Genomic DNA, 13,858 nt, shown 5'->3' on the forward strand with positions numbered 1-13,858 from the left:
ATGGAATCCAGCCATCGAAAGGGTCACCCCATGCGCCGCACGCGTCTCCTCATCCCGACGACGGCCCTCATCGTGGGCTTGGTCCTCACCGGGTGTTCCGGTCAGGACGCGCAGGAGAGCCCGTCGGCCGAGACACCGTCATCTGACCAGTCCGCCTCCCCCGGCCCCGGCGAGACCGGTGCCGAGGCACCTGCCGAGCCGGCCGTCGTCGTGCAGGGGTTGGAGGCTCCGTGGTCGGTGACGTTCGTGCAGGACACAGCCCTGGTGAGCGAGCGGGACTCGGGTCGATTGCTGGAGATCATGGTTGACGGTGGGACGCGGGAGATCGGGACGGTGCCCGGAGTGCGGGCCGGCAGTGAGGGCGGACTGTTGGGGCTGGCCGTGCGGGACGCGCAGCTGTACGCGTACTCGACCGGGGAGGAGTCCAACCGGATCCATCGGTTCGCACTGGAGGGCGGGACCGGACAGCTGAGCCTGGGTGAGCCGAAGCTGGTGCTGGACGGGATCCCGCGGGCGGGGAACCACAACGGCGGACGGATCGCGTTCGGGCCGGACGGCATGCTGTACGCCACCACGGGGGACGCCGGGCAGCGGGATGCGGCGCAGGACAGGGAGTCGCTGGCGGGGAAGATCCTGCGGATGACGCCGGACGGGGAGGTGCCGGAGGACAATCCGTTCGAAGAGTCGCTGGTGTACTCGTACGGGCATCGGAATCCGCAGGGGCTGGCGTGGGGGCTGGACGGGACGCTGTACGCCAGCGAGTTCGGGCAGAACACCTGGGATGAGCTGAACGTGATCGAGCCGGGGGCGAACTACGGCTGGCCGGAGGTGGAGGGGTCGGCCGGGCGCGAGGGGTTCACCGATCCGGTGCAGCAGTGGGCTCCGGCCGAGGCCAGTCCGAGCGGGATCGCAGTGCACGGGGATTCACTGTGGATCGCGGCGCTGCGCGGGTCCCGGCTGATCGAGGTGCCGCTGGATGACCTGGGCAGTTCGAACGAGCACTGGGTGGACGAGCACGGTCGGCTGCGGGATGCGGTGAGCACGCCGGACGGTGAGCTGTGGGTGCTGACGAACAACACCGACGGACGCGGTTCACCGGGTCCACAAGATGATCGGCTGCTGCGCTTCGGCGAGTGAGCCCCCGGTAGCGTTGCTGGCATGCCCATGAGCAATCCGTTCCTCGCCGTGATGCGCAGCCGCTTCGTGCTGGCGATCGGTGCGCTGGTGCTGGCCGTGCTGTGGACCGTGTTCTTCTGGCCGGCGATCATCCCCCGGCTCGGCGCCCTGGTCGGCGAGCCGGCAGGACCCACCCACCAGACCATGCTGATAGAGCACGGCACTGGCACGGTGGGGCGGGTCAGTCTCACCGCCGCGCTGCTGATGGGCATCCCAGCAGTCGCCTACCTCTGCGGCATCGCGCTGTTCCGCCTGCGCAGCTCAGATTCCGCCATGAACCTGCAGATCACCGGCGCGCTGAGGGCCGGGCTGATCACCCTGGGGACCTTCGCCCCGGGCGCACTGTCCGGTCTGCTCTTCAGCGACACCCCGCAAGGCGCCTTCCATCAGATCGCCAGCGACCACCTGGACTCCTCCGGGACAGACAGCCTGGTGGCGCAGGCCCTGCTCAGCGCAGGAACGGCAGCAGCGGTACTGGTCGCGGCCCTGGTGATCGGGATGTTCACCGCACCCAAGCCGGACCAGAAGCCCGACGGGAAAGCCAGCCCCACCGTGAAGGTGTGGATGGTGCTTCCGGTGGTGGCCGCCGTCGTGGTGGGCCTTGCTGTGGGGCTGCTGGTGCCGCTGCACCCCTGACTCAGATGAAGTCGAGGGGGTTGAACTCGTCGATCTCGATGATGCGGATGCGCGGCAGGGTGCTGGTGAAGGCGTGGACGTCGTACTCGAGGTCATGGAACTCGATCCCGGGGACGGCGCGCAGGCTGGAGGCCATGAACTCCTGGAACCCGATCACACCCGTCCGGCGGCCCTCGGTCTCGGCCAGGGCGGTCATCTGCGGGGTGAAGTCGGCGTCGTGACTGACCAGGAGGACGTCATCCTCGCGATCCAGCAGGGCTTCGGCGGTGCGCTGGATGGCCAGATCCACCACCTTGCCCTCGCCGCGCAGGGGCACCGCGCGGTACCCCATGGCCAGCAGCGCCTGCACGAACGGCATGGGCATGCCGTCATTGGCGGCCAGGAAGAACAGGCCGTTGACCGGCTGATCCCACATCTCCTCGGCGTGCTCGATCAGCCGGTTCCAGCGCGGACGCTCCTCCGGGTGCGGGCGGCGGCCGAGGACCGAGCCTCCCAGGGTGGCATCGATGTTCTCTCCGTCCACCAGCAGGTGGGTGGTGCGTTCGCTCATGACCTCGAGCCTACGCGGCCGGGCGGGGTGGCGCGGCGGGGCACGTTGCTACGCTGAAGTCTCCGAGTCCCCGGGGTAGGTGGGTGGCTCGAGAGGTCGGTCCTCGAACGAGGACACACACAGAACGGGGAGACACCGATGGGATCCACCGCCGCAGCCGCTGAACGCCGTCGGCCGTTCCTGTGGCCGTTCATCATCTGCCTGGTAGCCCTGCTGGCACTGGGCGGGATCCTCGCAGCACAGCTCGTCTCCACCAACGCCGATGACGACGGCGCCACCACCCGCAACTCCCAGGTGGTCCAGTCCATCACGCGTGAGCAGCAGGTGGTGCTGCTGAGCCTGGGCATCCAGGGGATCGTGGAGCGCACGCAGGACAGCCACCTCTTCGGCCGGGAGAACCTGCCGATCCCGTGGTCCGAGCGGGCTTCGTTCATCCAGTATGAGTTCGCCGCCAAGCTCGGCTTCGACGGAGCCGGCGTGGAGATCGAGCAGACCGGGGAGAACCGGTTCCGGATCACCGTGCCGGAGTTCGAGTTCATCGGGCATGACGGCGAGCAGTTCAAGGTGGCCGCCGAGGACAACGGCGCCCTGAGCTGGATCACTCCCCCGATCGACCCCGTGGAGATGGTCAACGAGGTCCTCAGCGACTCCGCGAAGACCGAGTACGTGGAACAGCATCAGGACCTGCTGCAGGATCAGGCCGAGTCGTTCTACAACGGCATCCTGCAGGGCATCGACCCGCAGATCACGGCCGAGTACGTCTACCGCTGACCCAGAACCAGCTTCCCGACGACGGCCGGCCGGCGAGCCTCTCGGCTCACCTGAAACCTCCGGACAATGCAAGAGCGGCCGCCCTCCCCATGGGGAGAGCGGCCGCTCTAGATGTCTACGAGAAGTAGATCAGAGGGGGCGAACAGACGAAGCCTGCATGCCCTTCTGGCCCTGAGTGGCCTCGAACTCGACCTTCTGGTCCTCCTGCAGCTCCTTGAAGCCGGAGCCCTCAATAGCGGAGAAGTGAACGAAGATGTCAGCGGAGTTGTCGTCCGGCGCGATGAAGCCGAAGCCCTTTTCAGCGTTGAACCACTTGACGGTACCGGTAGCCATGATGGCCTCCTATGGGGGTTGAGTGACCCACTGAGTTCCAGTGGGGGCGAAGCGGGACTGATACACACCGCTACTCCAACGCCCCGTCCGATCCGTGAGGATCAGCCGGTCCGCAGTTTTGACGGACTTACTGCACAACTACTTCTGGCAACGACTGTACGGGACAGAATCGGATTCGCCTAATGCCATTTTCCCGACGCCCTGTCCGAGGTGCACTCGGAGCGCCAGCCTGGCCCGCCGGCCTCACAACGCAAGAGCGGCCGTCCTCCCCGTGGGGAAGACGGCCGCTCTCAACGACTGTGGGGATCAGGCGGCGCGAACGGCGCTAGCCTGCATGCCCTTCTGGCCCTGAGTGGCCTCGAACTCGACCTTCTGGTCCTCCTGCAGCTCCTTGAAGCCGTTGCCCTCAATGGCGGAGAAGTGAACGAAGATGTCAGCGGAGTTGTCGTCCGGCGCGATGAAGCCGAAGCCCTTTTCAGCGTTGAACCACTTGACGGTACCGGTAGCCATGATGGCCTCCTAGGGGGTAAGAGTCTCCACTGAATCCCAGCGGAGTTCGAAGCGGGACTGAAACACACCGCTACTCCAACGCCCCGTTCACCCGTAAGGGCGTCCGGTCCGCAGTTCTGACGGACTTACTGCAACAACTACTTCTGACGTCGACCCTACGGTAATAGTTTTCGAACGCCTAATAATGCTTTTTGGATTTTTGATTTTTCGCACGCGGCGTCTTGCCCGGAGGTATTCCCGCGCAAGGGAGCGTGGTCGGTGATCGGTCAGTACAGAACATCGAACGTCGAGTGGCCGAGATTGATCAGACTGTCGTGGATTCGTGCGGCTTACCGCGTCCGTGCTGGACGCGATGATGAGGTGCATGCAAGCCCCAGGGACGAGTCAGTGACGACTCCCATGGGCCGGTCCGCTGGAGGTCAACCAGCGGTTGCCCAGCATGTGTTCCCATCCCTGTGGACCGCGAAAGAGGTCGCCATGACCACCTATCTGTTGACGGCAAGCAATCAATGGCTCCAACACCCGTCGATCGAGCGGGACCTGCTGTTGCGCAACGCATCTCTATACGAACGGGACCTGACGCCGGAGCCCTTCGCCTGGCCCGTGAGGAGGTCCACCTCGTACAGCCAAGGGGACAATGTGTTCCTGCTCCTGCAAGGGGCGGGTGGGCCGAGGGGCATCATTGCGAGTGGATTCTTTGCCGACGAGCCGGTGCAGTTCATCCGACGTTGGAACCGGCCTGGGACCAAGGTCGCGGCGATGACCATTCACTGGGAGACCACCGTCCTGCCGGACGAGGTGCTGGAAACCGAGCTGCTGCGCGACTACTACCCCGAGACCAACTGGGTCACTCGCGGTGCCATGACCGAGGTCGACGCCTTCGAGGAAGCCTCCCTCGAAGAGGAATGGTCGCAGCATCTGGCGCGGCTCGGTTACTTCACTGGCCGCGGCGCACCATCGGAGCTGAGTGCCTACCTCGCCTGGACCTCGCCTAGGTTCACCGAGACTATCGTGCACACGCGGAGCCACCTGAGAGCGTTTCGTCACGAACTGATGCAGCACCATCCGCCCGTGTGCAGCTTCTGCGGGTTGGATCAGGTCGAGGTTCTCGAGCCTGCCCACCTTGTTCCGCCAGCCCTGGGTGGGACCTCGATCGTGGAGAACGGGCGACTGCTATGCGCCAATCACCTTCGATCGTTCGAGCAGGGAGTGCTGAGATGGGATGGGTCCCAATTCGTCGAGTCAGCCCCCTGGCTCCGCGTCCCACCACCCCAGACAGACCATGACATGTCGGCCCGGGTGTACATCGCGTTGCAGTCCCATCTTGCACCTGAGGCCTACAACGAACTGTTGGACGGTGGCATCCCGCCCCGGATGAGCCTGAGCGACTTCGTCGAACTCTGCACGCGCCTCGGCGTGGATCATCACGTCGTACTGCAGACCGCGCTGACCATCATCTTCGACTGAGTCGGAGAACCTCTTGTGGCACCCCCCGTTTACCTGAAGGATCACGTCATGAGCGCCTTTCTGCTGACCGTCCATTCCCGTGCACTTGCTCCTGGCGGCCCCGAGTATGACTTCGTGGTCGAGCAAGCTGATCTCTTTGCCTCTGGCGACGGCCCCTACCCGTCCAGGTGGTCTACGCACGCCTACACCCGATTCCGCCCTGGGGATCAGGTCTATCTCCTCGCGCAAGGACAGCCCTACCGCGGAATCATCGCCAGCGGATACCTGACAACTGGCGAGTCATATCTAGACGAGAGTTTCCGAGACGCGTCAGAGCTAGCCCGCTACGTGGACGTCGAATGGGATGCGTTCGTTTCAGTTGACGACGCTTTGGCCACGTCGCAGCTCGTCGAGCTCGCTCCGTCGACCAATTGGAGCCCGATGTCCGGTGGCCAACAAATCGATCCCTCCGACGAAACGGCAGTTCTGGAGGCCTGGAACGAACACCTACGCCGCGCCGTCTCGACCACGTCCGCACCGATTCCAGGACATGCCGGCCCCACGGCGGTCATGGCCCGGTACCGCATCGCCCAAACCATCGTTCGCCAGCATCAAGCGGCGTTCCGTCGAATCCTCCTACGGCACCAAGCCCACGAATGCTTCTACTGCGGGCTGGAGGATGTTCGGCTCCTCGAAGCCGCCCACATCGAACCAGATGCAGACGGCGGAGAGTCCAGCGTCGAGAATGGACTGCTTCTCTGCCCCAATCATCACAGAGCTTTCGACAGAGGGATCCTGACCTGGGAGGACGGGCACCTTGTTCCTGCCGATGGGGAAGACGACGTCCCTCCCTTCCTCGTCGATGAAGAGGAGTAAGTGAGTGCCGTAGCACTCAAGGACCCGTCAAGATGGGGTCTTCAGTTGGATGCTCCGCTTATCGTGTCCGTGCCCCTCGGTAGAACTGTCACGTCAACGAAAGGACAGCAGTTTCAGCCAGTTTCTACCCAGGAGGAATGCCATGAGCATCGGCCAGACGTCCACCCAGTCCACCCAGCTGCAGAGCCCCAACTCTCGTACTCTCCCCGCGCCTATGCCGCGGCCCAGGGGATCGGCTGTGCGCAGCGATGGCATTCGCGTGGTCGGTTATCGCCCTGCTTTGCCACAGGGCGTGACGTGTGGTCGTGCTCTTCGCGTCGACTTTTACCTCGCCCCTTCTTCCGTCGTCTACGTTGCTGCCGAGGTGGAAGTTCGGGAGCTCGGTGATGACCAGATGCTGGTGGCACACACCGGATCGGTCCGCGGTGAGCTCGACGCCCTGTGGCCTACCGTCATGGGCGGGATTCCCGCGGACACTCAGGTGCTCATGAACGTCTTCACCTCGAGTGCCGCCGTGCTCTCCGAGCTAGTGACCACGCTGCCCAACGCGCCAGCACGCCTCGTCCACCTCGGAATCGACCCGGAGCTGACCCCGGGGCATCGACTCTCGTTCGCTCTGCCACAGGTCAGCCCCGCAGTCATTGAAGCCCACGGAGCTGTTCGGACGCCGTTGTCCGAACTCGGGAGCACTACAGGCGCGAAATCAGGTCTGACTGCCGAGGAGCTGAAGCTTCGCTCTTGTCGTCGCGACCTGGCTCGCCTGGTTCCCGGTCTGGTACAGGCAGACGACGTAGTGGCGGCAGGTCCAGCTCGCACGATCTTCGCGGACGGCTCTGTGTTGAAGGGTTCGCGCATCGGGGCGGGAGCTGCGGTGTCCGCTGACGGGCGTTGGATGGCCAGTCCCTTGCAGACCACTCAGCCACTGGCGGCTGAGCTCCATGCGCTCACGCTTGCTTTGGTCCTCGCCGGCTCAACCTGCACTGGCGGGAGCGTCCTGATCACGACGGACTCGAAGGACGCCATCGACCTGTTCCGTAGGGCTCAGGCCGACCCGGTCGGACTCGGCGGAGCCAAGGGTGCCAAGGTTCGCGGCGAGGTCAGGCGGCTTCGTGACGCCCTGGCGGTGGTGCAGAACGCGGGCATCACGGTCGCCGTGAAGTGGGTCAAGGGTCACTCTGGGCACGAGGGCAACGAGCACGCCGATGCTCTGGCGCGCAGCACGGCGCGCAATTCCTTGAACGGCCTGGCTGGGGACGCACTCGTCGCGCGGCTGAACGATTCCCTGGATCTGGCGCTCGCCGCCTGAAGCATAGATCCCACATCAGACCGCAACCGCCCGTCGCCCTATGAGCTGGCGCCCTGTTCCGCCGCGAACGGGGCCCCAGTCATCGGGCTCGTGACGCTGAAGTATCAGCGAGTTCCCTCAGTGCGCAGGCGTTCAAGAATGACCGCCAGTGCTCCTCGAAGGATCGGCGCCCTCATTGCAGGCCCGTAGGAGTCCCACAGGATCTCGGCCAGGTACTGCGCATTGCGAGTGACCAGCTCTTGTTGAAGGGCAGACATGGCGGGCTCTTGGGGTTCAACTGTCTCCTGGAACGACCCCACAGACATGAGGTCGCCAACTTTGGAAAGTCGCCCCATGTTCCCCATGATGTCTTTCGGAGTAGGCAGTCGATCCTGTTCCGCGTCGCTGCTGCTGGTCGCGCTCTCAAATGCGTCGTCAGTGTCCGCTGGGTCGCCCACGGTGGCCTTGTCCTGGTCGCCGTCGGTGTCCGACTCTTCAGAATCCGATTCCTCGGCCATCGGTTCGTCAATGACGGCGATGCTGGGGAATGCATCCCGGAGTATCTCCGGCACTTCCCCTGAAGGAACAACGACGTCGAGGCGGTTCGTCGTTCGAGTCAGAGCGATATAGAGCAGTCGACCCCCGTGGTCCTCATCCAGGATGGTCTGTGGCGCCACGACCGTGACGGCGTCGAATTCGAGGCCCTTGGATGCTTCCGGAGTGACCAGGTTGATGCTCTGGCCAAGCCCTCCCGTACGGGAGTCACTCCACTGCACATCTTCAGCACTGAACGCGGCTGTGATGTCGTCCCAGTACTCCGGGGGCGCGATGACGCCGACGAATCGTCCCTTGCTGCTGTGGTGGCTGGCGATCCTGGCAACTTCTCGGGGGACCAGCGCAGGACTGACATCGAACAGCTCTGGAAGCGCATTTGCGGTTCGGACGATCTTGGGTGGCGTTGTGCCCGGCGCTGCAAGGGGCAGAAGGCGCTGAGCCACCTCGTAGACCTCACGGGGTACTCGATAACCGAACGCCAGCTCTTCTTGGATGACTTCGACCGATGTTCTCAGATCATCGATGATGTCAGCCCAGGTGTCCCGCGCGAAGGGGCCTGTTGATTGAGCCAAGTCACCCACGATGGTCATAGAGCCACCCCTCGACCGACGGCGCAAGGCCACCAACTGCATGGGTGTCAGGTCCTGAGCTTCATCGACGATGATGTGTCGCCAACGTTCCTGTCTGTCCTGCATCGATGCTGCAGCCTCATCGATGAGCGCGAGATCTGCGAGCGTCCACGGTTCATCGGACATCCTCTCAGCAGGCTGTCGATACAGCAGTTCGATGGCTTCATGATCCAGGTTCGGGGCTGCCTTGCGAAGACGCTGTTTGGAACCGAGTAGTTCCCTGACGAATTGCGCAGCTGACAGCTGTGGCCACATGCGGTTGAGCTCAGCATCCAAGGACCTGGGATCGACGATGTTCTCCACATCGGCACCAGCTCTCGCGCCCAATGCTGTCGCGCACCGTTGCAGGAGGCGCGCTTTCAACGCTTCTCGTCCCGCACCGTAGTACTGGTGACGGAGCTTGGTGATGTCCTCTGCCACGTCCTCTGCCAGGAGGGTGATCGTCGACAGCGAGTTCCGACGCCGAATACGAATGGGACTTGTCGGAGTTCGGATGCGGTCGTTCAGCCCTTCGGCAATGACGTTCTGCATGGCGTGGGAGCCCTTGATCTGGGCAATGTTCGCAGGTTCGACAGCGCGTACGGGGATGCTGCGTTGCAACATTTCCTCCACCGAAGTGTGGGGAACGTCGTAGTCACCGAGGTCGGGGAGGACCTTGCTGATGTACTTGGTGAAGGCTGGGTTCGGGCCGACCACCAGCAATTCATCGGGCGGCAGAACCTCAGGATGGTTGTACAGCAACCATGAGGCGCGGTGTAGAGCGACCGCAGTCTTGCCTGTACCCGGGCCGCCCTGGACCACCAGCAGCGAGTCCATCTTGGCCCGCAGGATCTTGTCCTGTGCGGCCTGAATGGTCCCGACGATGTCCTGCATCTCGCCGGTGCGCGCCGACGTCAGACTGTCCAGCAATGCATCACTCGGTGGAAGGTATCCATCGAGCTCCGCGATCTCCTGAGCCAACTGTGCCAGGTGCTGGTCCCGGAACGACTTGATGCGGTTCCGGTCTGTCTTGAACTCTCGCTTCCGGACCACGCCTTGAGGATCCTCCGGCGTAGCCTGGTAGAACGTGGCGGCTGCTGGCTGCTTCCAGTTGATGACCAGGATGTCCTTGTCATCATTCAGGATCGCTGTCTTGCCGAGATACATGGAATCGCCGTCTTCGGTATCGATTCGCATGATCGCGGCCGCGTCGTCTGGACCGAGCTTTTGGAAGTTCTCGAAGGACTTCTTCATGGCCCGCTTCTCATGAGCAGTTCCACGCGCCTTGAGCGTCTGCTCGAATCCCTCGACCTTCTGCAAGTGGAAGTCCATGGCCTCGTCGAAGTACTGCTGCTCTGCCCGGATTTCCTGGACTTCATCGTCAACTTTCACTGGCCCCATGAGTCGGCCCTTTCAGTGAGTTCTGACGCACACCGTTGTGCATCGATACGCCTGATACTAAGCAGTAACCCAGACGCTATAAGGGTTGACGGCTTCGGAACGCCGTTCTCGGATCAGCTCTTCGTCTGACCTCCAGCGACCAGCTGCGCGAAAGCGCTCATCTCAGCCAGAGCCTGTGGGGTGTTGGGCAAGTGGTCCAACAGTGCCGGTGAGCAGACAAGGTAGGCCTTCCACTTCGCTCGGGAGATGGACACGTTCAGACGGTTCCGCATCAACAAGAAGCTCAGGCCCCGTGGCACATCCGCCGCAGAGGAGGCCGCCAAACTGGTGATCGAGATAACCGCCTCCTGGCCCTGGAACTTGTCCACGGTGCCTGCTCGAACGCCGGTCAGGCCGGCGCTGTCCAATGCCGAGCGCAGTGCCTGGACCTGTGCGTTGTACGGTGTCACCACAATGACATCGTCCTCGCACAAAGTCTTAGAAGTTCCCTCAGCATTCCAGCTTTGCCCCAGGTGCCGACGCACCAACCCGACGACGACTTCCGCCTCCTCTGTGGAGGAACCCACGTTGCCTGCATGCTCAACGAACACCGTCTCCAGGCCCGGCGCGACGCCCTCGACCGAACGGTCCTTAGTGGTCTCATGCGCGCGGAGCTCTCCTTCATACGAGAGTTCGGAGACAGGTGCCGTCACCTCAGCGTCCATACGGCGAGACTGGGCAAGGAAGTAGCCGAACTCGCCCGGCAGGACATCGTGCCCCTGGCTCAAAAAGCCCAGAGCGGAGGTGTCCACGGACTCCGGGTGACTTCCCTGGCTCACCTGTGGCAGCTGCTGGGGGTCACCGAACAGCAGCAGGTTGCGAGCGCAGGCCCCTGCCGCGATGGTGTTGGCCAACGAGTACTGTCCGGCCTCATCCACCACGAGAAGGTCCAGTTTCACCTTCTCCTTGTTCAGCGCGGCGAAGGCCCATGCGGTTCCGCCGATCACACACCCGTCTTGATGTGCGCGGACGAACTCCTCGATCTTGGAGTTCGTGTACTCGTGCACCACGCCTGCAGGCAGTTCTCGCCCCTTGGTCTGTGCCTTGCCCACCAGGTCAGGATCCAACCCGTGTGCAACGACCTTCGCCAGGACGTTGTCCACCACCTTGTGCGACTGGGCCACCACTCCGACTGTCCACCCGTGGTCACGGACCAGCTGGATGATGACGTGCGATGCCACGTAGGTCTTTCCGGTGCCTGGAGGTCCTTGCACGGCCAGATAGCTCCCGTTCAGCCGAAGGGCAGACATCGTCACAACCGAGACGTAGTCTTCATCCTCCACTTCTGCGAGTGCACCACCGTTGAGGCGCGAGGGCGAGCGGCGCAGCAGGTCGCCGAGGGGATCCTCGGGGAGTCGACCAGCGTGGACAGCGTTCGTGACCCACTCCTCGATCACGTCTTCCAGCGGTCCAGTCCGTGGCGGTGTTCCAGGAGTCACAGCCGTCGGCACGGTGTCGTGGGTCACCGGGGGCTTCTGGCTCGTCGATTCGGTGACCACGATGACGCCTGGTTCCACGTCGGTGATCGTGGCCGTCATCGCGTCCCTCATGCCGGAGTCGGCCCCGTACATCAGTGCCGGCCCGGGGAACTCATAGACCAGGAACGCGCCTCCTGACCCAGGAGTGCTCCCCTCTGACCACTCGCCGCGCAGCTTCAGGTCACGGCTGAGCGTGCGGGCACGCGAGGTGGCTTTGGACCAACCCCTGATCACCTCGGCCGACTCGACGTGGAACACGTTGCGGTGTGCGCTCCATTCGTCCACGGGCTCGCTCAGCCGGGTGAAGTGCTCCCACCAGAAGCTCTTGCCCTCGCGCTCATGGAAGCGCAGCGCTGCGCCGGCCAGCCCCCAAGCGCGTTCCTCATCCGTCCGGTCAGGCGAGAATCGGTCTCCCGCACGACTGAACGCGGCGGCTTCCAGGTCGTCGCGTTCCTGCGCGCGCTCCTCGCGTGCCAGCCGCTTGAGCCGCTCCTCCTCCGTCTCCACCGGCTCGGGGGACATCGTCTCAGCAGGCGACCGGCCGTCGTCGGGGTGGGAGGACAGTGCTCCGGCGTCCAGAGCCACCTGACGGAGCCAGTCCCGAAGTTTGAGCGTGGAGATGCAGTCGTACTCGTTGTAGTCGGCGATCTCCTGGAGCAGCTTCTCAGCCTCATCCTCCTTGCCGGCCTCCTTCAGCAGGACGTACTGGGCGTACTGGTCCACGCTGTCGGCGGCGTTGGTGACTCCCTCACGGACTTCACCGGCCATGTGCAGCGCTTCGACCTTCTTGATGGAGTAGGACGAGGTGCCCAGCTGCAGTGCACCGCCCACCAGGCCGTACAGGTCCACGAGCACCTGTCCGCGCAACAGGTCATCCACGCGTTCCTCCCCCACACCGTGCCGTTGTGCAATGGAGCTCAGGTGGGTGCGCTCGTAGGCGGCGTAGTGGTAGATGTGCATGTCCGGATACGCCCGGCGTTTGGCCTCCACGTAGTCCAGGAAGTCCAACAGTGCCTGCCGCTCTTCGGCGAGATCGTGCGCCCAGAACGCTCGGAACTCTCCCTGTGCGTCCACGAGTCCGAACAGGTAGTCCAGCCCCCATGTGGTGCCGTCCGGGGTCCAGAGCGGATCACCCTCGAAGTCGAAGAAGATGTCCCCCGGGCTGGACGCCGGCAGGGTGGCGAGCAGCTGCGGATCGATCACCTCGTACAGAGGCTGGTCCAGGCCGGCGCTGGCGATCTGCAACCGTGCCTGGCCGGACAGTCGCTCCATGGTCCGCCGCGGCACACCTCCGGAGGGATCGCCCGGGTTCCAGTCCGCAATGTCCTGCATGGTGCGCAGCCCGGCGGACCGCAGCTTGGCGCGTTGTGAGGAACGCAGGTTGTAGACCTGCCACATATCCCCCGTGGCCTCGATCTGAGCGGCGCAGTCATCACAGGATCCGCACCGGGTGTACCGCTCGTCCTCCCAGCTCACGGGCTCGGTGCCCTCGAGACGTGCGGCAACCATCTGGGCCAGACGGCGGCGCCGCAGCACATACACGGGCTCAATGTCCTTGAGCCGGTGGGTGCTGACAGTGCCATCCCCCAGGATCAGGTCCACCTGGTCATCCACCGGCACCCCCGCTGCGCGCATGCGTCCGGCATACGCAGCCAGCTGCAGCAGCGCGGTGACCTTGGCGCTGCGGGCGAGCTTGGTGTCCTGAACGCGGTAGCGCCCGTCGGGCTGACGGACGATGAAGTCTGCAAAGCCCACGAACGGCAGACCATGGTCGTCGTCGGTGGCGAAGGTTGCCTGGAAGACGACGTCCGCTCCGTCACCGAAGGCTTGCAGGGTCGCCTGGACGGCCACGTCCAGCGAGGCCGGATCCTTCACGTTGGGACGCTCAATGCGCGCCACGGTGCGGGAACCGTCGTCGTAGTCCGTCAGGACCTTCTCCTCATGCGCATCGCCCAACGTGGCCGTACGCGCGAGCATCGCATCGGTGGGGCGTTCCAGCACGTCCAGGCGCCCGAGCTTCTCATCCAGCTGGCGCAGCCAGGAGAACTCGCAGGCCGAGGCCACGGTGAGGTCGCTGGCACTGGTGACGACTCGGCCGCGCTGATCCACGAACATCTGGTCTCCTGACGACGATCCGACGGTTGGGATCATCCTGCCGGAAGGGCCGGACGCGTTAGGGATCTCTTCGTGCATG

At 64.0% G+C, this 13,858-nt stretch carries 11 protein-coding genes; 6 read left to right on the forward strand and 5 right to left on the reverse strand.

What is annotated here, in order from left to right:
- Nucleotides 1-30: 30 nt before the first annotated feature.
- Nucleotides 31-1,137 (forward strand): PQQ-dependent sugar dehydrogenase, encoded by a 1,107-nt coding sequence (locus ACEXHE_RS08995; protein WP_374785547.1) that lies wholly within the window; start codon nucleotides 31-33, stop codon nucleotides 1,135-1,137.
- Nucleotides 1,138-1,158: 21 nt separating this feature from the next.
- Nucleotides 1,159-1,812, forward strand: coding sequence for a hypothetical protein (locus ACEXHE_RS09000; RefSeq protein WP_374785548.1), 654 nt, complete (start codon nucleotides 1,159-1,161; stop codon nucleotides 1,810-1,812).
- Nucleotide 1,813: 1 nt separating this feature from the next.
- On the opposite strand, the gene ACEXHE_RS09005 is transcribed toward ACEXHE_RS09000, so the two are convergent.
- On the reverse strand, nucleotides 1,814-2,362 hold the full coding sequence (locus tag ACEXHE_RS09005; RefSeq protein ID WP_091695637.1) for an NYN domain-containing protein: 549 nt from the start codon (nucleotides 2,360-2,362) through the stop codon (nucleotides 1,814-1,816).
- Between the two features lie 138 nt (nucleotides 2,363-2,500).
- Between ACEXHE_RS09005 and ACEXHE_RS09010 the strand changes: the two genes are divergently transcribed.
- On the forward strand, nucleotides 2,501-3,133 hold the full coding sequence (locus tag ACEXHE_RS09010) for a hypothetical protein (protein ID WP_374785549.1): 633 nt from the start codon (nucleotides 2,501-2,503) through the stop codon (nucleotides 3,131-3,133).
- A gap of 129 nt (nucleotides 3,134-3,262) precedes the next feature.
- On the opposite strand, the gene ACEXHE_RS09015 is transcribed toward ACEXHE_RS09010, so the two are convergent.
- Complete coding sequence (locus ACEXHE_RS09015) at nucleotides 3,263-3,466, reverse strand: cold-shock protein (RefSeq protein WP_309812863.1); 204 nt, start codon at nucleotides 3,464-3,466, stop codon at nucleotides 3,263-3,265.
- Between the two features lie 306 nt (nucleotides 3,467-3,772).
- Entirely contained in the window at nucleotides 3,773-3,976 is a 204-nt protein-coding gene (locus ACEXHE_RS09020) for a cold-shock protein (RefSeq protein WP_091695626.1), read from the reverse strand.
- A 477-nt stretch (nucleotides 3,977-4,453) separates the two neighbouring features.
- On the opposite strand from ACEXHE_RS09020, the gene ACEXHE_RS09025 reads away from it, so the two are divergent.
- The 3 genes from ACEXHE_RS09025 (at nucleotide 4,454) to ACEXHE_RS09035 (ending at nucleotide 7,604) form a co-directional block, all read left to right on the forward strand.
- Entirely contained in the window at nucleotides 4,454-5,443 is a 990-nt protein-coding gene (locus tag ACEXHE_RS09025; RefSeq protein ID WP_374785550.1) for a hypothetical protein, read from the forward strand.
- Nucleotides 5,444-5,491: 48 nt separating this feature from the next.
- Nucleotides 5,492-6,298: an HNH endonuclease gene (locus ACEXHE_RS09030; protein ID WP_374785551.1), complete on the forward strand. Its 807-nt coding sequence runs from the start codon at nucleotides 5,492-5,494 to the stop codon at nucleotides 6,296-6,298.
- A 142-nt stretch (nucleotides 6,299-6,440) separates the two neighbouring features.
- Nucleotides 6,441-7,604 (forward strand): ribonuclease H family protein, encoded by a 1,164-nt coding sequence (locus tag ACEXHE_RS09035; protein WP_374785552.1) that lies wholly within the window; start codon nucleotides 6,441-6,443, stop codon nucleotides 7,602-7,604.
- 104 nt (nucleotides 7,605-7,708) lie between these two features.
- Here ACEXHE_RS09035 and ACEXHE_RS09040 read toward each other — a convergent pair whose 3' ends face one another.
- Together ACEXHE_RS09040 and ACEXHE_RS09045 are read right to left on the reverse strand one after the other, a co-directional pair.
- The gene (locus ACEXHE_RS09040) at nucleotides 7,709-10,147 is read right to left on the reverse strand and encodes a HelD family protein (RefSeq protein WP_374785553.1); all 2,439 of its coding nucleotides are present in this window, start codon (nucleotides 10,145-10,147) and stop codon (nucleotides 7,709-7,711) included.
- Between the two features lie 113 nt (nucleotides 10,148-10,260).
- A complete protein-coding gene (locus ACEXHE_RS09045) occupies nucleotides 10,261-13,779 on the reverse strand; it encodes a TM0106 family RecB-like putative nuclease (protein ID WP_374785554.1) in 3,519 nt (1,172 codons plus the stop codon).
- Nucleotides 13,780-13,858 lie beyond the last annotated feature (79 nt).

Origin of the sequence: Micrococcus sp. IITD107 (genome assembly GCF_041927415.1) — a bacterium.
In the GTDB taxonomy this organism is placed as follows: Bacteria; Actinomycetota; Actinomycetes; order Actinomycetales; family Micrococcaceae; genus Citricoccus; species Citricoccus terreus.

Bases quoted from the DNA above. Each gene is read 5' to 3' on its own strand.
- ACEXHE_RS08995 (WP_374785547.1), top strand. From the start codon at position 31: ATGCGCCGCACGCGTCTCCTCATCCCGACGACGGCCCTCATCGTGGGC.
- ACEXHE_RS09000 (WP_374785548.1), top strand. From the start codon at position 1,159: ATGCCCATGAGCAATCCGTTCCTCGCCGTGATGCGCAGCCGCTTCGTG.
- ACEXHE_RS09005 (WP_091695637.1), bottom strand. From the start codon at position 2,362: ATGAGCGAACGCACCACCCACCTGCTGGTGGACGGAGAGAACATCGAT.
- ACEXHE_RS09010 (WP_374785549.1), top strand. From the start codon at position 2,501: ATGGGATCCACCGCCGCAGCCGCTGAACGCCGTCGGCCGTTCCTGTGG.
- ACEXHE_RS09015 (WP_309812863.1), bottom strand. From the start codon at position 3,466: ATGGCTACCGGTACCGTCAAGTGGTTCAACGCTGAAAAGGGCTTCGGC.
- ACEXHE_RS09020 (WP_091695626.1), bottom strand. From the start codon at position 3,976: ATGGCTACCGGTACCGTCAAGTGGTTCAACGCTGAAAAGGGCTTCGGC.
- ACEXHE_RS09025 (WP_374785550.1), top strand. From the start codon at position 4,454: ATGACCACCTATCTGTTGACGGCAAGCAATCAATGGCTCCAACACCCG.
- ACEXHE_RS09030 (WP_374785551.1), top strand. From the start codon at position 5,492: ATGAGCGCCTTTCTGCTGACCGTCCATTCCCGTGCACTTGCTCCTGGC.
- ACEXHE_RS09035 (WP_374785552.1), top strand. From the start codon at position 6,441: ATGAGCATCGGCCAGACGTCCACCCAGTCCACCCAGCTGCAGAGCCCC.
- ACEXHE_RS09040 (WP_374785553.1), bottom strand. From the start codon at position 10,147: ATGGGGCCAGTGAAAGTTGACGATGAAGTCCAGGAAATCCGGGCAGAG.
- ACEXHE_RS09045 (WP_374785554.1), bottom strand. From the start codon at position 13,779: ATGTTCGTGGATCAGCGCGGCCGAGTCGTCACCAGTGCCAGCGACCTC.